This is a genomic window from Hafnia sp. CBA7124, assembly GCF_002355555.1.
GTDB lineage: Bacteria > Pseudomonadota > Gammaproteobacteria > Enterobacterales > Enterobacteriaceae > Hafnia > Hafnia alvei.
In genome coordinates this window covers 254,780-275,499 of sequence record NZ_AP017469.1, presented here as the reverse complement: position 1 = coordinate 275,499, position 20,720 = coordinate 254,780, and the positions used below count along the sequence as shown (strand labels likewise).

15 protein-coding genes, 1 tRNA gene and 2 rRNA genes are annotated in these 20,720 nt (G+C 50.2%); 3 read left to right on the top strand and 15 right to left on the bottom strand.

Annotated elements, in window-relative coordinates:
- Positions 1–82: 82 nt before the first annotated feature.
- The 7 genes from CPY98_RS01295 to pepQ form a co-directional block, all read right to left on the bottom strand.
- Positions 83–2,990, bottom strand: a 23S ribosomal RNA gene (locus CPY98_RS01295).
- Between the two features lie 250 nt (positions 2,991–3,240).
- Positions 3,241–3,316 (bottom strand) — tRNA-Glu (locus tag CPY98_RS01290).
- Between the two features lie 138 nt (positions 3,317–3,454).
- Positions 3,455–4,997, bottom strand: a 16S ribosomal RNA gene (locus CPY98_RS01285).
- Together the 16S and 23S rRNA genes with 1 tRNA gene alongside form the textbook arrangement of a ribosomal RNA operon.
- A gap of 428 nt (positions 4,998–5,425) precedes the next feature.
- Entirely contained in the window at positions 5,426–5,968 is a 543-nt protein-coding gene (gene hemG / locus CPY98_RS01280; protein ID WP_043490335.1) for a menaquinone-dependent protoporphyrinogen IX dehydrogenase, read from the bottom strand.
- A 43-nt stretch (positions 5,969–6,011) separates the two neighbouring features.
- Positions 6,012–7,463 (bottom strand): Trk system potassium transporter TrkH, encoded by a 1,452-nt coding sequence (trkH, locus tag CPY98_RS01275; protein WP_025802255.1) that lies wholly within the window; start codon positions 7,461–7,463, stop codon positions 6,012–6,014.
- 65 nt (positions 7,464–7,528) lie between these two features.
- The gene (locus CPY98_RS01270; protein WP_025802253.1) at positions 7,529–8,143 is read right to left on the bottom strand and encodes an IMPACT family protein; all 615 of its coding nucleotides are present in this window, start codon (positions 8,141–8,143) and stop codon (positions 7,529–7,531) included.
- Entirely contained in the window at positions 8,143–9,474 is a 1,332-nt protein-coding gene (gene pepQ, locus CPY98_RS01265) for a Xaa-Pro dipeptidase (protein ID WP_025802251.1), read from the bottom strand. The genes CPY98_RS01270 and pepQ overlap by 1 nt, the downstream gene beginning before the upstream one ends.
- A 202-nt stretch (positions 9,475–9,676) precedes the next feature.
- Here pepQ and fadB point away from each other — a divergent pair, with 202 nt between their 5' ends.
- Together fadB and fadA are read left to right on the top strand one after the other, a co-directional pair.
- On the top strand, positions 9,677–11,881 hold the full coding sequence (gene fadB, locus CPY98_RS01260; protein WP_096386065.1) for a fatty acid oxidation complex subunit alpha FadB: 2,205 nt from the start codon (positions 9,677–9,679) through the stop codon (positions 11,879–11,881).
- Between the two features lie 25 nt (positions 11,882–11,906).
- Entirely contained in the window at positions 11,907–13,070 is a 1,164-nt protein-coding gene (fadA, locus tag CPY98_RS01255; protein ID WP_043490348.1) for an acetyl-CoA C-acyltransferase FadA, read from the top strand.
- Positions 13,071–13,206: 136 nt separating this feature from the next.
- Here the strand turns inward: fadA and fre are convergent, their stop codons facing one another.
- From fre to pepE, 3 genes are all read right to left on the bottom strand, one after another.
- Positions 13,207–13,908, bottom strand: coding sequence for an NAD(P)H-flavin reductase (gene fre, locus CPY98_RS01250; RefSeq protein WP_040047260.1), 702 nt, complete (start codon positions 13,906–13,908; stop codon positions 13,207–13,209).
- Positions 13,909–13,956: 48 nt separating this feature from the next.
- Positions 13,957–15,465, bottom strand: a complete 1,509-nt coding sequence (gene ubiD, locus CPY98_RS01245) for a 4-hydroxy-3-polyprenylbenzoate decarboxylase (protein WP_043490327.1) — start codon at positions 15,463–15,465, stop codon at positions 13,957–13,959.
- A gap of 152 nt (positions 15,466–15,617) precedes the next feature.
- Positions 15,618–16,343, bottom strand: a complete 726-nt coding sequence (pepE, locus tag CPY98_RS01240) for a dipeptidase PepE (RefSeq protein WP_043490325.1) — start codon at positions 16,341–16,343, stop codon at positions 15,618–15,620.
- 253 nt (positions 16,344–16,596) lie between these two features.
- Between pepE and rfaH the strand changes: the two genes are divergently transcribed.
- Positions 16,597–17,085, top strand: a complete 489-nt coding sequence (rfaH, locus tag CPY98_RS01235) for a transcription/translation regulatory transformer protein RfaH (protein WP_025802240.1) — start codon at positions 16,597–16,599, stop codon at positions 17,083–17,085.
- Between the two features lie 55 nt (positions 17,086–17,140).
- Here the strand turns inward: rfaH and hemB are convergent, their stop codons facing one another.
- The 5 genes from hemB to tatA all read right to left on the bottom strand — a co-directional run bounded on the left by hemB (position 17,141) and on the right by tatA (position 20,639).
- Positions 17,141–18,163 (bottom strand): porphobilinogen synthase, encoded by a 1,023-nt coding sequence (gene hemB / locus CPY98_RS01230; protein ID WP_025802238.1) that lies wholly within the window; start codon positions 18,161–18,163, stop codon positions 17,141–17,143.
- Between the two features lie 14 nt (positions 18,164–18,177).
- Positions 18,178–18,960 carry a 3'-5' ssDNA/RNA exonuclease TatD gene (gene tatD / locus CPY98_RS01225; RefSeq protein WP_096386063.1) on the bottom strand — a complete coding sequence of 261 codons (783 nt, stop codon included), beginning with the start codon at positions 18,958–18,960 and terminating at the stop codon, positions 18,178–18,180.
- A 62-nt stretch (positions 18,961–19,022) separates the two neighbouring features.
- On the bottom strand, positions 19,023–19,808 hold the full coding sequence (gene tatC, locus CPY98_RS01220; protein WP_025802235.1) for a Sec-independent protein translocase subunit TatC: 786 nt from the start codon (positions 19,806–19,808) through the stop codon (positions 19,023–19,025).
- A gap of 3 nt (positions 19,809–19,811) precedes the next feature.
- A complete protein-coding gene (tatB, locus tag CPY98_RS01215; RefSeq protein ID WP_025802233.1) occupies positions 19,812–20,366 on the bottom strand; it encodes a Sec-independent protein translocase protein TatB in 555 nt (184 codons plus the stop codon).
- A 3-nt stretch (positions 20,367–20,369) separates the two neighbouring features.
- On the bottom strand, positions 20,370–20,639 hold the full coding sequence (gene tatA / locus CPY98_RS01210; protein WP_025802230.1) for a Sec-independent protein translocase subunit TatA: 270 nt from the start codon (positions 20,637–20,639) through the stop codon (positions 20,370–20,372).
- Positions 20,640–20,720 lie beyond the last annotated feature (81 nt).

The window sequence follows — 20,720 nt, the reverse complement described above, 5'->3', positions numbered from 1 at the left end:
CTCACCAGTCAATCCAATCTGTTCAACAAGCTTACTCTTTGTGTTTTCGCGTCTCTGCGTCTTAAAACACCTTCGGTGTTGTAAGGTTAAGCCTCACGGATCATTAGTACTGGTTAGCTCAACGTATCGCTACGCTTACACACCCAGCCTATCAACGTCTTAGTCTTAAACGTTCCTTTAGGAGACTCAAGGTCTCAGGGAAGACTCATCTCGAGGCAAGTTTCGCGCTTAGATGCTTTCAGCGCTTATCTTTTCCGCATTTAGCTACCGGGCAATGCCATTGGCATGACAACCCGAACACCAGTGATGCGTCCACTCCGGTCCTCTCGTACTAGGAGCAGCCCCTCTCAATCTTCCAACGCCCACGGCAGATAGGGACCGAACTGTCTCACGACGTTCTAAACCCAGCTCGCGTACCACTTTAAATGGCGAACAGCCATACCCTTGGGACCTACTTCAGCCCCAGGATGTGATGAGCCGACATCGAGGTGCCAAACACCGCCGTCGATATGAACTCTTGGGCGGTATCAGCCTGTTATCCCCGGAGTACCTTTTATCCGTTGAGCGATGGCCCTTCCATTCAGAACCACCGGATCACTATGACCTACTTTCGTACCTGCTCGAGCCGTCACTCTCGCAGTCAAGCTAGCTTATGCCATTGCACTAACCTCACGATGTCCGACCGTGATTAGCTAACCTTCGTGCTCCTCCGTTACTCTTTAGGAGGAGACCGCCCCAGTCAAACTACCCACCAGACACTGTCCTCAATCCCGATTAGGGACCGGAGTTAGAACATCAAACATTAAAGGGTGGTATTTCAAGGTTGGCTCCACGCAGACTGGCGTCCACGCTTCAAAGCCTCCCACCTATCCTACACATCAAGGCTCAATGTTCAGTGTCAAGCTATAGTAAAGGTTCACGGGGTCTTTCCGTCTTGCCGCGGGTACACTGCATCTTCACAGCGAGTTCAATTTCACTGAGTCTCGGGTGGAGACAGCCTGGCCATCATTACGCCATTCGTGCAGGTCGGAACTTACCCGACAAGGAATTTCGCTACCTTAGGACCGTTATAGTTACGGCCGCCGTTTACTGGGGCTTCGATCAAGAGCTTCGCCTTGCGGCTGACCCCATCAATTAACCTTCCAGCACCGGGCAGGCGTCACACCGTATACGTCCACTTTCGTGTTTGCACAGTGCTGTGTTTTTATTAAACAGTTGCAGCCAGCTGGTATCTTCGACTGGCTTCAGCTCCATCCGCAAGGGACTTCACCTACGCGCCAGCGTGCCTTCTCCCGAAGTTACGGCACCATTTTGCCTAGTTCCTTCACCCGAGTTCTCTCAAGCGCCTTGGTATTCTCTACCTGACCACCTGTGTCGGTTTGGGGTACGATTCAATGTTACCTAGAGCTTAGAGGCTTTTCCTGGAAGCTTGGCATCAACTACTTCATCACCGTAGTGACTCGTCATCACGCCTCAGGGTTAATAAAAGCGCGGATTTACCAACGCTTTCCCCCTACACGCTTAAACCGGGACAACCGTCGCCCGGATAGCCTAGCCTTCTCCGTCCCCCCTTCGCAGTAACACCGAGTACAGGAATATTAACCTGTTTCCCATCGACTACGCCTTTCGGCCTCGCCTTAGGGGTCGACTCACCCTGCCCCGATTAACGTTGGACAGGAACCCTTGGTCTTCCGGCGAGCGGGTTTTTCACCCGCTTTATCGTTACTTATGTCAGCATTCGCACTTCTGATACCTCCAGCAACCCTCACGAGCCACCTTCAACGGCTTACAGAACGCTCCCCTACCCAACAACACCTAAGTGTCGCTGCCGCAGCTTCGGTGCATAGTTTAGCCCCGTTACATCTTCCGCGCAGGCCGACTCGACCAGTGAGCTATTACGCTTTCTTTAAATGATGGCTGCTTCTAAGCCAACATCCTGGCTGTCTATGCCTTCCCACATCGTTTCCCACTTAACTATGACTTTGGGACCTTAGCTGGCGGTCTGGGTTGTTTCCCTCTTCACGACGGACGTTAGCACCCGCCGTGTGTCTCCCGTGATAACATTCTTCGGTATTCGTAGTTTGCATCGAGTTGGTAAGTCGGGATGACCCCCTAGTCGAAACAGTGCTCTACCCCCGAAGATGAGTTCACGAGGCGCTACCTAAATAGCTTTCGGGGAGAACCAGCTATCTCCCGGTTTGATTGGCCTTTCACCCCCAGCCACAAGTCATCCGCTAATTTTTCAACATTAGTCGGTTCGGTCCTCCAGTTAGTGTTACCCAACCTTCAACCTGCCCATGGCTAGATCACCGGGTTTCGGGTCTATACCTTGCAACTTGACGCCCAGTTAAGACTCGGTTTCCCTACGGCTCCCCTATTCGGTTAACCTTGCTACAAAATATAAGTCGCTGACCCATTATACAAAAGGTACGCAGTCACCCCATAAAGAGGCTCCCACTGCTTGTACGTACACGGTTTCAGGTTCTATTTCACTCCCCTCGCCGGGGTTCTTTTCGCCTTTCCCTCACGGTACTGGTTCACTATCGGTCAGTCAGGAGTATTTAGCCTTGGAGGATGGTCCCCCCATATTCAGACAGGATGTCACGTGTCCCGCCCTACTCATCGAACTCACAACATATGCATTTTCAAGTACGGGGCTATCACCCTGTATCGCCGGACTTTCCAGACCGTTCCTCTGACACATACGCTGATTAAGGTTCTGGGCTGCTCCCCGTTCGCTCGCCGCTACTAGGGGAATCTCGGTTGATTTCTTTTCCTCAGGGTACTTAGATGTTTCAGTTCCCCTGGTTCGCTTCGTTAAGCTATGTATTCACTTAACGATAGTGCAACGAATTGCACTGGGTTTCCCCATTCGGAAATCGTCGGTTATAACGCTTCATATCAGCTTACCGACGCTTATCGCAGATTAGCACGTCCTTCATCGCCTCTGACTGCCTAGGCATCCACCGTGTACGCTTAGTCACTTAACCTCACAACCCGAAGGTGTCTCTTTAGTGAACGCGGTTACGAACCGGTTCAAGACAGCATTCAAGATTGCAAAAAATTGAGAGACTGCTTAATACAAACTGTGTCAGTGTGTCTCACAGTTGCTTAAGCTTTCAAATTTCAGCTTGTTCCAGATTGTTAAAGAGCAATATCTTAAACACGACTCGTTAGAATCATCTTTAAGATTTTTCGTTCATTAGAACGGGTGATAATGTCTTTCACTCATTATCGGAATGGCGTCCCCAAGGGGATTCGAACCCCTGTTACAGCCGTGAAAGGGCAGTGTCCTAGGCCTCTAGACGATGGGGACACGAAAATACCGACAAAGCTTTCGCCTTCTCGTTTCGTATCAGCATGAGTCTTAAAACTCACAACATCAACAGGTGCTCTTGCTCATTAATTTCATCAGACAATCTGTGTGGACACTGCACTTAACGCTATCTTTAGGTAAGGAGGTGATCCAACCGCAGGTTCCCCTACGGTTACCTTGTTACGACTTCACCCCAGTCATGAATCACAAAGTGGTAAGCGCCCTCCCGAAGGTTAAGCTACCTACTTCTTTTGCAACCCACTCCCATGGTGTGACGGGCGGTGTGTACAAGGCCCGGGAACGTATTCACCGTAGCATTCTGATCTACGATTACTAGCGATTCCGACTTCATGGAGTCGAGTTGCAGACTCCAATCCGGACTACGACATACTTTATGAGGTCCGCTTGCTCTCGCGAGTTCGCTTCTCTTTGTATATGCCATTGTAGCACGTGTGTAGCCCTACTCGTAAGGGCCATGATGACTTGACGTCATCCCCACCTTCCTCCGGTTTATCACCGGCAGTCTCCTTTGAGTTCCCACCATTACGTGCTGGCAACAAAGGATAAGGGTTGCGCTCGTTGCGGGACTTAACCCAACATTTCACAACACGAGCTGACGACAGCCATGCAGCACCTGTCTCAGAGTTCCCGAAGGCACTAAGCTATCTCTAGCAAATTCTCTGGATGTCAAGAGTAGGTAAGGTTCTTCGCGTTGCATCGAATTAAACCACATGCTCCACCGCTTGTGCGGGCCCCCGTCAATTCATTTGAGTTTTAACCTTGCGGCCGTACTCCCCAGGCGGTCGACTTAACGCGTTAGCTCCGGAAGCCACGCCTCAAGGGCACAACCTCCAAGTCGACATCGTTTACAGCGTGGACTACCAGGGTATCTAATCCTGTTTGCTCCCCACGCTTTCGCACCTGAGCGTCAGTCTTTGTCCAGGGGGCCGCCTTCGCCACCGGTATTCCTCCAGATCTCTACGCATTTCACCGCTACACCTGGAATTCTACCCCCCTCTACAAGACTCTAGCTTGCCAGTTTCAAATGCAGTTCCCAAGTTAAGCTCGGGGATTTCACATCTGACTTAACAAACCGCCTGCGTGCGCTTTACGCCCAGTAATTCCGATTAACGCTTGCACCCTCCGTATTACCGCGGCTGCTGGCACGGAGTTAGCCGGTGCTTCTTCTGCGAGTAACGTCAATCACTGTGGTTATTAACCACAATGCCTTCCTCCTCGCTGAAAGTACTTTACAACCCGAAGGCCTTCTTCATACACGCGGCATGGCTGCATCAGGCTTGCGCCCATTGTGCAATATTCCCCACTGCTGCCTCCCGTAGGAGTCTGGACCGTGTCTCAGTTCCAGTGTGGCTGGTCATCCTCTCAGACCAGCTAGAGATCGTCGCCTAGGTGAGCCATTACCCCACCTACTAGCTAATCCCATCTGGGCACATCTGATGGCGTGAGGCCCGAAGGTCCCCCACTTTGGTCCGAAGACGTCATGCGGTATTAGCTACCGTTTCCAGTAGTTATCCCCCTCCATCAGGCAGTTTCCCAGACATTACTCACCCGTCCGCCGCTCGTCACCCAGAGAGCAAGCTCTCTTGTGCTACCGCTCGACTTGCATGTGTTAGGCCTGCCGCCAGCGTTCAATCTGAGCCATGATCAAACTCTTCAATTAAAAGCTTGATTTGCTTAAACAAGTTAAGCGATGCTCGAAAATTAACTTTCGTAATAATTCAACTAAATGAATTACTGCTTGGTCACTCTTCAAGACTTTAATATTTTATCGTCCGAGGACGTTAGATATTGCCTTGTGAGTGCCCACACAGATTGTCTGATAAATTGTTAAAGAGCAGCGAATTGCGAACATTCGTTCCAGCAACTCGGGAGGTGCATATTACGCTTTCCTCCTGAAGAGTCAAGCTTTTTTCTTTTCAGAAATTCGCATTACTGCGAGGCTTTTCTCTTCCTCACCGAGCGACGTTTGCGTCGTTGTTCCCGGTCAGTGGTGGCGCATTATAGGGACTTCTGAACGGCTGACAAGTGTTTATTTGAAAATAATTACTGAACGCGTAATTTATCAACAAAAGTTATGCTTTTTGATGATTATCGCACCATACCGCTGGTTAAACGGACAAATTCCTGTGCAAAGCGCCCTACATCCTGCCAATCCGTATATTCAACTTCTTTAGTCGTATCCGTTTCCCCACCGGTCATTTTCATAATAAGTTTGATCATGACCTTATCTAACCAACCATATCGTGGGTAACGCAGCGCTCCTGCAAACACCGAGCATTGTTTTGGCTGCCAAGGTGTCGCAAGCAAAAACTTGCGCGTATACGCATTGGTCTGTGGTGTTCTCTTCTCAGGCTTACGAGCAGTGAGGTTTACGGCAAAGAAAGCGCTCGGCATTGCATTTAGCTGTGCGGCGTTCGTTTTAGTGAACTGATATAGCGCACGTTGAAAGTGTCCGTAGCGAACCGATGCACCAATCACGACCGCCTGATAGTTCGCAAGATCGATATCCATCGAGATTGCCAAATCTTGCACATCACACATCGTCGTTTCAGATAAGGTTGAGGCTATATAAGAGGCGATAGCTTTTGTCTGTCCATCTCGGCTTGAATAAAGCACTAATGTTTTCTTCATGGCTTACGGCCTCTGGCATTATCCATAATTAATCGTGAATACTTTAATTACGCCAAAACGTTGGCGTAAACAGCACTAACAAGGTGAAGACTTCTAATCGACCAAACAGCATGGTGACGACCAGCACCCATTTAGCCGCATCATTCATCGAGGTGAAGTTATCTGCAACCACCCCTAATCCTGGTCCGAGGTTGTTCAAGGTTGCGACCACAGCAGCAAACGCAGAGAAATCATCAACCCCTGTCGCGATAATCGCAAGCATACTAATGATGAAGACTAATGCGTAGGCAGAGAAGAAACCCCATACCGCTTCAAGGATACGTTCCGGCAAGGCTCGGCTACCTAGCTTGATGGTATAGACCGCATTAGGATGCACCAGTCGCTTAAGTTCACGCGACCCCTGCAAGAACAGCAGCAGAATACGGATGACTTTCAGCCCCCCGCCCGTTGAACCCGCACAGCCGCCGATGAATGCGGAACATAATAGAAGCACAGGCAGAAATAACGGCCAGTGCGCAATGCTGTCAGTAGTAAACCCAGCAGTTGTCGCCATCGACACCACTTGGAAAAACGCCTGATTCACCGTTTGTAGTCCCGTTTGATAAACGTTATGCCACCATAGAACAAGGGTACATACCGCCACCAGCGTCAGCTGAACAAAAATGAACATACGGAATTCAGGATCGCGCCAATACACTTTCAAGCTTCGCCCGCTTAGGAGCGCAAAGTGCAAACTGAAGTTACAGCCGGAAATCAGTAGGAATACCGCAATGATGGTATTGATAGTAGGACTGTTGAAATAGCCTATGCTGGCATCGTGCGTTGAGAATCCGCCAATCGCGATAGTCGAGAAGCTATGAGAAATGGCGTCGAAAACATCCATCCCTGCCCCCCACAATGCCACCGCACACGCGACGGTCAGCAAAACATAGATGAACCATAATGTTTTAGCCGTTTCAGCAATACGTGGGCGCATCTTATTATCTTTTAGCGGCCCCGGCATTTCTGCACGATAGAGCTGCAATCCACCTACACCCAAAATAGGCAAAATGGCCACGGCCAAAACAATGATCCCCATACCGCCAAGCCACTGCAGCATCTGTCGATAGAATAAAATAGCCTTAGGGAGGTTATCTAAACCAACAAGAGTCGTTGCCCCTGTGGTTGTTAAACCGGAGAACGATTCAAAGAAGGCATCTGTCACGCTGAGGTTCGGACGTTCTGAAAACAGGAAAGGCAATGCCCCAACGCTGCCCAACACCGTCCAGAACAGCACAACAATCAAAAAACCTTCGCGCGGCTTTAACTCATGTTTTTGCTTACGCTGTGGCCACCACAGCAAAGTACCGATCGTTAGCGCAACAAAGAAAGTTTGAGTAAACGCCCGGCCTGCACCGTCACGATAAATCAGGGCAACAAGCCCCGGGATGATCATAGTTCCAGAGAACAATATGACGAGTAAACCGACGATGCGGATAATGGCACGAAAATGCATTCGGGCACGTTCCTTGCTCAATTAAAGAGTAATAAGTACAACAAAAAAGATAATGCGGGGGATTATTACGAAGTCTGATGTAATTGCAATGAGCCACGGCTCATGTTGCGTAACTTTTCAGCGACGTCTTCTACAACCAGCACTGGCAAACTCACCGTCAGCAGCACATCAACAGCATAATCACTCTGCAAGATCTCGCCCCCAGCCTGCGCTATAACGGCTTCAACTTGGGTCAATAATCCATAGTCACACTGCAAAGTATACTCAGCCTGTGGCACTTTACGCGCTACCGGCAAAAGTTTTAATGCTTGCTGAACACCACCCCCGTAGGCCTTAACCAAACCACCGGTTCCCAATCGGATGCCGCCATAATAACGTACGACGACCGCTGTAATCTCACCAATATGACTGCCCATCAGTTGAGCAAGCATGGGCTTTCCCGCCGTTCCCGACGGTTCTCCATCATCGGAAAAACCTAACTGTTGAGAATCATCCGGTGCACCAGCAACAAACGCCCAGCAATGATGACGCGCATCAGGATGCTCTGATTTCACCTGAGTGACAAAAGCTTTTGCCGCTTCACTACCCGTCGTATGTGCCAACAAGGTAATGAAGCGGCTTTTTTTGATTTCCTCGCTGAAGCTCAGCGCCTCAGCGGGAATAAGATAAGGCTGACTCATTAATCCAAATGCAGATCGCGCGTCATATTTTCCACGGATTTCTCATGGAAAATAACGTTATCTTCAATACGGATCCCGCCATAAGGACGGAAAGCGTCAATGCGGGCCCAATCAAAGTGCTGACTAAACTTCCCTTCTTTCCACGGCGCGAGCAGTGAATCAATGAAGTACAGGCCAGGTTCGATGGTCATCACCATTCCCGGCTCCATGATGCGCGTGCAGCGCAAGAACGGATACATTTCTGGCGCGGCCAGATGGGTACCATTTTCATCCTGCATAAAACCTGCAACATCATGAACCTGTAGCCCAAGCGGATGCCCCAAGCCATGCGGCAGGAATGGACATGTCAGCCCTTGTTCCACGGCGGCTTCTTCACTGATATCTTTTAGAATATGGTGTTTTTTGAGTAATTTTGCCAAACGCTGATGCATTTGCAGATGGTAATCCGTGTAGCGAACACCACATTTCAGTGTCGCGATCAGCGCCTGCTGCTCTTTGTTCATATCGCTGACCAAGGCTGCAAAATCGCTATCGCTTTTAGCCGCATAGGTACGCGTTAAATCAGCCGCATAGCCGTTATACTCCGCGCCCGCATCAAGCAAGAAGCTACGGACTTCAGAAGGCAACTTATGCTGAAGCGTGGTGTAGTGGAGAACCGCAGCGTGCTCATTCAGCGCCACGATATTGTCGTAAGGAACATCGGTATCACGATGTCCTGTTGCCGTCAGATAAGCCTGATTGATATCAAACTCACTCATACCTGACTGGAATGCTTCCAACGCCGCTTGATGCCCAACTACTGCCGTCTTTTGCGCTTCGCGCATACACGCTTGTTCATAGCCGGTTTTGTATGCGCGATGGTAGTGCAGATAATCCAGCACCGCCTGCGGATTAATATTTTCGGCTTTAATGCCCAGAGACTGTGCGCGCTGCGGCACATAGCCAATATAGGCAACACGCTCACGCGCACTTGGCAACAGCTGTGCAATGTCATCCGCTTTACGCAAAGCGGTCATTTCTACATGAGAAGTCCAAAACGCTTCTGGCAATGGTTCAACGCTATACCAGTAATCAACGGGAGAATAGAACCAAAGCTTCGGCTTATTCACACCGTCTACCCACAGCCAGCAATTAGGTACTTGAGTCACCGGCACCCAAGCTTTGAACTGAGGATTCACCTTAAACGGATAATCGCGATCGTCTAAGAACAACGATAGCAACTCACCAGAATGAATCAGTAATCCATCCAATTGACTACGCGCTAAAACCTCACGGGTGCGCTGCTGCAGCGTTTCCATGTGTTCAGAATACAACGAAGCTAGTGTTTCCATGTAAATGACCCTTTGCCCACAACGAATTTTTCCATCTTATCACAGCCCTCCTTAAAAACAGGAAGTTGGCAAAAATCCCATTCAACTCTCTGTGATCGAGTTTGCAAATGCGCAATGTTTTGTTTGCATTTTTTTAACATTAAAACCACACTTCAAAACATCTGGTCATACCAGATCAACTGCGCTGATTCAGGAGATCACGATGCTCTACCAAGGCGAAAACCTACATGTAAACTGGCTCGAAGACGGTATTGCCGAGCTGGTATTTGACGCTCCAGCCGCCATTAACAAGCTGGATACCAAAACTGTTGCCAGCTTAGGCGCAGCCCTAGACGTGCTTGAAAAACAGCCGCAGCTGCGGGGCCTATTGGTGCGTTCAACCAAAGCCGCTTTTATCGTTGGCGCAGATATCACCGAGTTTTTGTCTCTCTTTGCGGCTCCAGCAGAAAAACTCACGCAATGGCTCAACTTCGCCAATAGCGTATTTAACCGCTTAGAGGATTTACCCGTCCCCACCATTACCGCCACAAATGGCTATGCGCTGGGCGGAGGTTGCGAATGTGTATTAGCCACCGATTTCCGCATCGCTACACCGGACGTTCGCATTGGCCTGCCAGAAACTAAGCTGGGAATTATGCCTGGCTTCGGCGGGTCGGTTCGTTTGCCGCGCCTGCTCGGTGCGGATAGCGCACTGGAGATCATTGCCGCCGGTAAAGATATTGGCGCTGAACAAGCCCTCAAAGTCGGTTTAGTCGACGCGGTGGTATCGCAAGATAAGCTGGTTAGTGGCGCACTCAAAATGTTGCACCAAGCCATCGATGGTCAACTGGATTGGAAAGCACAGCGCCAGCCAAAGCTGGAACCGCTAAAGCTCAGCCCGATTGAATCGCTGATGAGCTTCACCACGGCCAAAGGCATGGTGATGCAAACCGCAGGGAAACACTACCCTGCGCCAATCACCGCGGTGAAAACCATTGAAGCCGCCGCCGGTTTAAAACGTGCCGAAGCACTCAAGCTTGAAACCGCCAGCTTTGTGCCATTAACCCGCACCACCCAAGCTCGCGCTCTGGTTGGGATCTTCCTCAACGATCAGTTCGTGAAAGGCAAAGCCAAGAAACTTGCCCAGTCTGGACAAGTCCCTTCACAAGCCGTGGTGCTCGGTGCGGGTATTATGGGCGGCGGTATCGCCTATCAATCTGCGCTGAAAGGCACGCCGGTGTTAATGAAAGACATCAGTGAAAAATCGCTGCTGCTCGGTATGAATGAAGCCGGCAAACTCCTCAACAAACAGCTCGAACGAGGGAAAATCAATGGCCTGAAAATGGCGCAGATCCTCTCCACAATCCAACCAACGCTGAACTACGCGGGTATTGAGCAGGCGCAAATCGTGGTTGAGGCCGTAGTTGAAAATCCAAAAATTAAAGCTGCCGTCTTAGCGGAAGCAGAATCATTGATTAAACCAGACGCGGTGCTGGCTTCGAATACTTCCACCATCCCTATCGATCAGTTAGCCGCCTCGCTGCAACGTCCTGAAAACTTCTGCGGCATGCACTTCTTTAACCCAGTACATCGCATGCCATTGGTCGAGATCATTCGCGGGGCTAAAACCTCCGATCAAACAATTGGCACCGTTGTCGCTTATGCCACCAAAATGGGCAAAACGCCGATTGTGGTAAATGATTGCCCTGGCTTCTTCGTCAACCGCGTGCTGTTCCCTTACTTCGCCGGTTTTAGCCTGCTGTTACGCGACGGAGCTGATTTCCGCCAAGTTGATAAAGTGATGGAGAAACAGTTTGGCTGGCCTATGGGCCCGGCTTACCTGCTCGACGTCGTCGGCATCGACACAGCACATCATGCTCAAGCGGTGATGGCTCAAGGTTTCCCGCAGCGTATGGGTAAAAACTATCGCGATGCGGTGGACGTGATGTTTGATGCGCAGCGCTTTGGACAGAAAAACGGTGTGGGCTTCTATCGTTACGAGCAAGACAGCAAAGGCAAACCACGCAAAGTGCAGGATGAGCAAACTGCGACTCTGTTAGCAGAGGTTGCGCCATCTAACGCACAGTTCAGTGATGAAGAGATCATCGCTCGGATGATGATCCCGATGATCAACGAAGTTGTTCGCTGCTTCGAAGAGAAAATCGTGGCAAGTCCTGCAGAAGCAGATATGGCGCTGGTCTATGGCATTGGTTTCCCCCCGTTCCACGGCGGCGCATTCCGTTATCTAGACACCATCGGCACTACGCAATATGTCGAAATGGCCCAACGCTACCAGCATTTAGGTGAGCTATATCAGGTGCCAGCAGGCCTACGCGCCAAAGCAGAAACCAACGCGACCTATTATCCGGCGGCGGCGCCGATTGAGACCGACGCAACGATGGCCCCCAGCGCCACGCAACAGGATTAAGGAAGGAATCATGGAAAACCGTTCAATTGAAAACGTGGTGGTTATCGATGCCGTCCGCACGCCAATGGGTCGCTCAAAAGGCGGCGCATATCGTCAGGTTCGAGCTGAAGATCTCTCGGCACATCTGATGCGATCACTGCTCAGCCGCAACCCAAACGTCGATGCAAAAGAGATCGATGACATTTACTGGGGCTGTGTACAACAAACGCTGGAACAAGGCTTTAATATTGCACGCAACGCCGCGCTGCTGGCTGAACTGCCACATAGCGTACCGGCAACGACGGTTAACCGCCTGTGCGGTTCGTCGATGCAGGCGATTCACGATGCCGCTCGCGCCATTATGATCGGCGACGCACAGATTAGCCTAATTGGCGGCGTTGAACATATGGGCCACGTACCGATGAGCCACGGCGTTGATTTCCATCCAGGCCTAAGCCGCACCGTTGCTAAAGCGGCTGGCATGATGGGGCTGACCGCCGAAATGCTGGCGAAAATGCACAAAATCAGCCGCGAAATGCAGGATGAATTTGCCGCTCGCTCACATCAGCGCGCCTATGCCGCCACAACTTCTGGCGCATTTAAAAACGAGATCGTCCCTACCGCAGGTCACGACGCCGATGGCGTGTTGAAAATGCTGTTTAATGATGAAGTCATCCGCCCTGAAACCACCGTCGCTAGCTTGGCAGCGTTAAGGCCTGCCTTCGATCCGGTAAATGGTACCGTCACGGCAGGCACCTCCTCGGCACTTTCCGATGGAGCATCGGCCATGTTGTTGATGAGCGAGTCACGCGCCAAATCATTGGGCTTAAAACCACGTGCACGCATTCGTTCGATGGCCGTAGTGGGCTGCGATCCTTCCATTATGGGATACGGCCCTGTGCCTGCTACCCAGCTCGCCTTAAAGCGTGCAGGACTGAGTATTTCAGATATCGGACAGTTTGAATTGAACGAGGCGTTTGCGGCTCAGACCTTACCGTGTCTAAAAGATCTTGGGCTGCTGGATGTGTTGGATGAAAAGGTGAATCTTAACGGCGGCGCAATTGCCTTAGGTCACCCGCTCGGCTGTTCCGGCTCACGTATTTCAACTACGCTGCTGAATCTAATGGAGCGCCGTGACGTGCAGTTTGGTCTGGCAACCATGTGTATTGGATTAGGTCAGGGTATTGCGACCGTATTCGAGCGGGTTTAACCAGCTCTCTTGCCGCTTGAAGCATAACGGGTACAAAGTTTAGTTGCCGTACTTCCCGCCTGTCAGGGGCGGGTTTTTTATTTCTGGCAGAACACCCTCAGCTAGCAGCCGATACACTACTAGCAGAGGCGTTATATCAGATGAACGCAAACGCATCGCCAAACATATGCTCTGCTTTAGCTTCGCGCTCGGCGCAGAAACGCTCACGCGCAATCTTCGCCATTTCAAAACGCCCAGCGATATAGATGTCGTATTCTGCCAACGAACCGTAGTCTTGCAAAACCGCGCTCAAAACGGTGCCAGTTCGACCGTTCCAGCCCTCTTCTGGTTGTTCAACCACAGGAATAACTTTCAGCTGTGGATGCTTTTCTTGCAGCGCTTCTAGCTCGGCCAAATCGTAAAGGTACTTAGATTCACGGCCACCCCAATAAATCGCAATCTCACGATTAGGCTGCTGTGCCAGCGCCATCATTAAAATAGAGCGAGTGTAGGAGAATCCTGTACCACCGGCGATCAACACTAATGGACGATCACCCTCTTCACGCAGCCAAGCGTCGCCGTGAGGAATATCAACATTCACCACACGATCTTTCAGAATGCGATCCATCACCGCCATCGCATAGAGATTAATCTCTGAAGCGCCGATATGCAGTTCGATAAAATCCTTTTCCAATGGCGTTGAAGCCATAGAGAACGGACGCTTGTCACGCTCATCCATTTCGACCATCAAATACTGGCCCGCGCGAAACGAAACCGGTGCTTCCGGCACTAAGCGAACACGATAAACCGTATCGGTGATAGCCTCAACGGAAGTGACTTTACAGCTCAACGTTGTCATGTAGTTACTCTATCGGATAATGGGTTTTGCATAACCAGACAGCCGCCGTTAATTAGGCTTGCGGCTATTCTTAGCGTCAGTATGGTTATCTTCCAGAATTGCCAGTTCATCCCAGATGGCATCAATCCGCGTACGGACTTTTTCATCCATAACAATGGGGCGTCCCCATTCGCGTTGTGTTTCGCCCGGCCATTTGTTGGTGGCATCCAGTCCCATTTTGGAACCCAGCCCCGACACCGGTGAAGCGAAATCAAGATAATCTATCGGTGTATTTTCAATCATCACCGTATCACGCGCGGGATCCATTCGAGTAGTGATTGCCCAAATAACGTCGTTCCAATCTCGAGCATTGATATCGTCATCACAAACAATGACGAATTTGGTGTACATGAATTGGCGTAAAAACGACCAGACGCCCATCATTACGCGCTTGGCATGACCGGCGTACTGTTTCTTCATGGTAACGACCGCCATGCGATATGAACACCCTTCTGGCGGCAGATAAAAATCCACGATTTCTGGGAACTGCTTTTGCAGAATCGGCACGAAAACTTCGTTTAATGCCAGCCCCATCACCGCAGGTTCATCCGGTGGACGTCCCGTATAGGTCGAATGGTAAATAGGATCACGACGTTGGGTAATATGAGTCACGGTAAAGACAGGGAAATTATCGATTTCATTGTAATAACCCGTGTGGTCACCATAAGGTCCTTCTGGCGCCATTTCACCCGGCTCGATATAGCCTTCCAGCACGATTTCAGCACTGGCTGGCACTTCCAGATCGTTAGAAATACATTTAACGACTTCGCTCTTGTTGCCGCGCAATAGCCCAGCAAACGCATATTCAGAAAGCGTATCCGGCACCGGCGTCACCGCGCCGAGTATCGTCGCCGGATCGGCACCTAAAGCCACTGACACCGGGAAGCGTTCACCGGGATGTGCTTGGCACCACTCTTGGAAATCAAGCGCACCGCCACGATGAGATAGCCAGCGCATAATCACTTTATTCTTGCCCAAAACCTGCTGGCGATAGATACCAAGGTTCTGCCGCTCTTTATGCGGGCCTCGGGTCACCGTCAGCCCCCACGAAATCAGCGGGGCAGCGTCTTCAGGCCAGCAATGCATTACTGGAATACGCCCCAAATCAACATCATCACCCTGCCAAATAAGCTCTTGGCACGGTGCGGTGCTCAGCCGTTTCGTCGGCATGTTCAGAACCTGCTTAAACTGAGGCAGTTTATCAAACAGATCGCGGAACCCTTTTGGCGGCTCCGGTTCTTTTAAAAATGCCAACAGCTTACCGACTTCACGCAACGCGCTAACATCTTCCTGCCCCATTCCTAAGGCGACACGCTTTGCGGTGCCAAACAGGTTACACAGAACAGGAATGTCATACCCCTTCGGGTTTTCAAACAGCAACGCTGGGCCACCGGCACGCAAAGTGCGGTCAGCAATTTCTGTCATTTCCAGATAAGGATCGATTGGCTGGCTGATGCGTTTTAGCTCACCTCTCTGTTCCAGCAAAGAGAGGAATTCGCGCAAGTCACGGTATTTCATAGCTTTCTTATTGGGCTGGTGAAGAACCCATTATAAGCGTTCTTCACTCTGGTTGCTGCACTTTTGTTACAAGCAGGTAACTAATTGCTTTAATAAGCATTATCATTCGATTGGCTGCCAGCAACAAACGGTATGTCTTTACTTATGGGCAATTAACGGCAGCGAAAAGGCACCATCTCAGCCAGTGCTTGCGTATCAAAATACTCATGAGTTTCTTGGTTGTGGCGGAACACTTTGTAGCCCTGCGCTTTCACACTGTAGTATTCCAGCTCGTCGCCCGAGACATGCAGCAAGCTGCCTTCACGTAACGCAATCACATATTCACTTGGGTTCACCGCACAGAACTCAGCGATACGCTCGTCGCGCGTTTCGCCCATATGACCACTCAGGTGGGCATCGATATAGTGCGGGTTTATCTGAACAGGGAATAAGCCTAGCGCAGGCAGTACCACGCTATTGCGTACCGGCATATCGTTGGTGGTCCGAATGCTTGGCGTTGCCACGTTACAACCGGCACTCCAGCCGATGTAGGGGATCTCACGTTCACGTACCGCGCGCTGAATCGGCACAATCAGGCCATTCTCATGCAGCATTTGGTTCAGCAGCCACGTATTACCGCCGCTCACCAGGATACATTCAGCCTCTTCAATGGCTTTTACCGGATCGCCAAAATGATGCAGACTGGTAACTTGAATACCTAATGAGTTTTCTAATTCTGCGGCACGGGCGTCGTAATTACCGCGGATCACTGCATAAGGAACCAGTACAGCAGAACGTATCTTCTTACTTAGCAGCATGGACTGGATGGGCCCTTTTGCATAACCCAGCAATTCAGATTCACCGGAAACCTTACCGTTACTCAGTAAAAACAACTCCATGGAAATTTCTCCTGACATTGAGAATAATTTTATTGCGCTTTATCACGCCGAAACCACTCGTCATCTGGGTGGTTATATAGGGCGACATTTATAACTAATAATTATGGTCAACGCTGTGATCTTCTGCCTGAAGTGGCAAAAAATGTAAAACTTCGGCATAAGCAATAGGAAATACTCGCTATCAATACCTGAAACTGTCTATCAATCCGACCTTTTGCTATGCTCTAGGTAAGTCATTAAATTGTAGGTTGTTATGGAATCGTGGTATCTGCTGTATTGCAAAAGAGGTCAATTAGAGCGTGCGAAAGAACATCTGACGCGTCAGGAAATCCCTTGCTTTACTCCAATGATTACGTTGGAAAAGATCGTACGCGGTAAACGTACACAGGTGAAGGAACCTATGTTCCCTAACTACATGTTTATCGAGCTTGATCCCGAAAGAATTCACACCACCACGGTGCAATCTACGCGCGGGGTTAGCCATTTCGTTCGATTTGGATCTCTACCGGCCACTATTCCTTTTAAGGTTATCAAGCAGTTAATGACGGCCCCCCCCACTGAGCTCATTGATCCTGATACGCCAGCGCCCGGCGACACCGTTGTCATCACCAGCGGCGCATTTGAAGGTTTTGAAGCCATTTACAGCGAAGCCGATGGCGAAAAACGCGCCATTCTATTGCTTAACCTGCTTAATAAACCGGTTCAGCAAAGCGTTGAAAACACTGATTTCGAAAAGCGTTAAATAAAAAAACCGCCGTGAAATATCAACGGCGGTTCTTGTCTACTTCAAGCAATGATTAGCGATTCATTTCTGCATCGTGCAGCCACTGGGCAACACGCTTGGCGAAATAAGTCAGCACGCCGTCAGCGCCCGCACGTTTGAAGCAAATCAGAGATTCCATAATCGCCGGTTTTTCTTGCAGCCAGCCATTTTGGATGGCGGCCATATGCATCGCATACTCACCGGAAACCTGATAGGCAAAGGTCGGCACACCGAAGGTGTCTTTCACACGACGCACCATATCCAGATACGGCATACCCGGTTTTACCATCACCATATCAGCGCCTTCTTGCAGATCTTGAGCCACTTCCTGCAAGGCTTCATCGCTATTGGCAGGATCCATCTGATAGGTTTTCTTATTGCCCCCCTTCAGATTGCCAGAAGAGCCCAATGCATCACGGAATGGGCCGTAGTAGCAAGAAGCATACTTAGCGGAATACGCCATAATCTGAGTATTGACCATCTGCTGCGCTTCAAGCTGGTCGCGAATGGCGCCAATACGCCCATCCATCATATCGCTCGGAGCGATAATTTCAGCACCGGCTTCGGCATGAGAAAGCGCCTGACGCACTAAAATCTCTTTGGTGATATCGTTAATGACGTAGCCATCAGCGTCGATAATCCCATCCTGACCATGCGTAGTATAAGGATCTAACGCCACATCAGTCAGCAACCCCAGTTCAGGAACCGCATCTTTCAGCGCACGTACGGCGCGCTGCACCAACCCATCAGGGTTATAAGCTTCTTCAGCGTGCAGTGATTTTTTGTCTGTGCCAATAACCGGGAACAACGACAATACCGGTACGCCCAGTTTGGCAATCGCTTCTGCTTCTTTAACCAGCAGATCGATCGTCATACGGTGCACGCCCGGCATTGAGGAAACTTCTTCCTGATGATTCTTGCCTTCCATAACAAACACGGGGTAAATCAAATCGTCTACGGTCAGAACGTTTTCAGCCACTAAGCGACGGCTGAAATCATGGCGACGAACACGACGCAGACGACGGCCTGGGAAGGCCCCTGGAAATGCATAGCTCACGTTATTCTCCTTACTCATACCAGCCGAAAAAGTTGGCGGGCATTATTTTCAGTAACCTGCTTTAACCACTCCACATCCTGCTGACGCCAGCCAGCGACCTGTGAAACGATGTGCGGTAAGAAACAGGGTTCATTACGTCGCGATTTAGGTTTGTTTTCTAAGTCACGCGGCAGTAAATAGGGCGCGTCAGTTTCAAGCAATAGACGCTCAGTTGGGATCTCGGGCAGCATGGCACGCAGCTCAAGGCCACGTCGCTCATCACAAACCCATCCGGTGATGCCGATATAAAGCCCCAGATCCAAACATTCATGTAGCTCTTCACGGCTACCGGTAAAACAATGTACTACCGCGCCGGGTATTTTGGCTAACCATGGACGCAATAGAGAGATAAATTTTTCATGTGCCGACCGGCAATGCAAAAACAGCGGTTTGTTGAGCTCTGATGCCAACGCCAGCTGGGCGGTAAAAGCTCGCTCTTGTTCATCGGGAGTCGAAAAGTTGCGATCAAAATCAAGACCACATTCGCCAACGGCAACGACTTCTGGCAAAACAGCCAACGCGGCAATCTCCTCGGCGCATTGCTGATCCCATGAACTGGCATTGTGTGGATGAACACCGGCCGTTGCCCAGCAGTAATCTGGATACTCCTGCGCCATGGCGATAGCGCGTTTGCTCTCGTGCACGTCGGTACCGGTGACCAACATCGCACTCACCCCAGCCATACGTGCCCTCTCGACTACCCGAGGAACATCTTTGGCAAACTGACTGCTTGTTAAGTTAACACCAATATCCAGCATGAAAGCACTCCAAAAACCATGTAAAGAGGCCGCCCTTTCGGCGGCCTCTGGCACTTATTGTGTCAGCCCTGTTTTGGCTGCTCGTCGGTATCTTCTTCGCTTCCCTCATCCTCTTCATCACGAGAACGGCGTTTACCCACGTAGAACCGAGCGAAGAATACGCCGATTTCAAACAGGATACACATTGGGATCGCCAGCAGTGTTTGCGAGAACACGTCAGGCGGCGTGAGCAACATACCCACAACGAAGGCACCCACGATGACATATGGGCGTTTCTGTTTTAACTCCGCTGGCGTAGTTACTCCGCTCCAGCACAGTAAAATAATGGCTACCGGAACCTCAAACGACACGCCAAACGCCATAAAGAGCGCCATAACGAAATCGAGATAGTTATTGATATCCGTTGCGATTGTCACACCAATCGGTGCGGTTTTCGCAAAGAAACCAAACGCCAATGGGAACACGATAAAGTAGGCAAACGCCATACCTAAATAGAACAGGAACGAGCTTGAAACCAGCAATGGCATCAGCAGGCGGCGTTCATGCTTATAAAGGGCTGGAGCCACAAAAGCCCAAATCTGGTACAAAATCATCGGCGCAGAAACAAACACCGACACCATCATTGTCAGCTTAATCGGCGTAAAGAACGGCGATGCGACATCGGTGGCGATCATGCTAGCGCCCTGTGGCAGCTGCTTAATCAGCGGCGATGCAATCAGGTGGTAAATGTCGTTGGAAAAATAGACCAGCGCCAGAAATACCACCAGAATACAAATAATCGAATTTAAGAGTCGCTTACGTAGCTCGATTAAATGGCTAATCAGAGGCTGGGTATCATCAACGGCCATGCTTTAACGATCGCTTGTTGTAGAGTGAGAGGGAACAGGCTGCTCTGGAATTTTCACTGCTGGTTTTTCAGCATCAACCAAAGCGTCCTCTGTGGCTACCGGCTCAGCCGATGTTGCATTGGTTGCTTCCACCTTAACGGCTTCGGCACGCTTGCGTTCATCTTCTCTTAAGCCTGCATCGACTTCGTCGTGAAACGCTTCAGGGTCTGTCGCATCCGGTTTATGGATGGTTTCAGCAGCCTTTGCAACAGGCTCAGCAACCTGAGTCTGATAACTGCGCTTCATTGACTCTGCGGCTTCTTTTAGCTCATCCATTGAGGCTTTTAGTTCAGGGGTCAGATTCTGAAGACCAGCGCTTTCGGCTTTCTTCAAACTATCCTGCAACTCCTGAAGCTTTAACTCCTGCGACAGTTCGTTCTGAACAGAGGCCGCAAGAGATCGCAGCGCCCTGATCCATCCGGCAACCGTACGCACTGCAACAGGCAAACGTTCAGGGCCTAGTACAACTAGACCTATGACCATTACCAGCAGCAGCTCACCAAACCCGATGTCAAACACGGCTTACACCTGCTCTTTGTTCTGGCTCTTAGATTCTTCTTTCTTCACTTCAGGCTGCTGCTCGGACAGAGACTTAAAGTCTGCATCCTGCGGGGCCGCAGTGTTGTTTGTGTTAGCCGACGGTGGGGTTTTGTCTTCATCACCAATCGCCTTTTTAAAACCTTTAATTGACGCACCAAGATCGGAACCCAGAGTACGCAGCTTATTAGTACCAAACAGCAGTACTACGATCACTGCAATAATCAACAACTGCCAAATACTGATACCACCCATTTTAATCACCTCTATTGATAGGGGTTATTCGTGCGCCGCATTATACGGTAGTCACGCAGAAATATTGAACTACTAACCAAT

What these genes read in the sequence shown, in the direction of transcription:
- rfaH (WP_025802240.1), top strand. Translation starts at nt 16,597, where the DNA reads ATGGAATCGTGGTATCTGCTGTATTGCAAAAGAGGTCAATTAGAGCGT.
- fre (WP_040047260.1), bottom strand. Translation starts at nt 13,908, where the DNA reads ATGACAACGTTGAGCTGTAAAGTCACTTCCGTTGAGGCTATCACCGAT.
- ubiD (WP_043490327.1), bottom strand. Translation starts at nt 15,465, where the DNA reads ATGAAATACCGTGACTTGCGCGAATTCCTCTCTTTGCTGGAACAGAGA.
- pepQ (WP_025802251.1), bottom strand. Translation starts at nt 9,474, where the DNA reads ATGGAAACACTAGCTTCGTTGTATTCTGAACACATGGAAACGCTGCAG.
- CPY98_RS01270 (WP_025802253.1), bottom strand. Translation starts at nt 8,143, where the DNA reads ATGAGTCAGCCTTATCTTATTCCCGCTGAGGCGCTGAGCTTCAGCGAG.
- trkH (WP_025802255.1), bottom strand. Translation starts at nt 7,463, where the DNA reads ATGCATTTTCGTGCCATTATCCGCATCGTCGGTTTACTCGTCATATTG.
- hemG (WP_043490335.1), bottom strand. Translation starts at nt 5,968, where the DNA reads ATGAAGAAAACATTAGTGCTTTATTCAAGCCGAGATGGACAGACAAAA.
- tatA (WP_025802230.1), bottom strand. Translation starts at nt 20,639, where the DNA reads ATGGGTGGTATCAGTATTTGGCAGTTGTTGATTATTGCAGTGATCGTA.
- pepE (WP_043490325.1), bottom strand. Translation starts at nt 16,343, where the DNA reads ATGGAGTTGTTTTTACTGAGTAACGGTAAGGTTTCCGGTGAATCTGAA.
- tatC (WP_025802235.1), bottom strand. Translation starts at nt 19,808, where the DNA reads ATGGCCGTTGATGATACCCAGCCTCTGATTAGCCATTTAATCGAGCTA.
- fadB (WP_096386065.1), top strand. Translation starts at nt 9,677, where the DNA reads ATGCTCTACCAAGGCGAAAACCTACATGTAAACTGGCTCGAAGACGGT.
- tatD (WP_096386063.1), bottom strand. Translation starts at nt 18,960, where the DNA reads ATGCTGGATATTGGTGTTAACTTAACAAGCAGTCAGTTTGCCAAAGAT.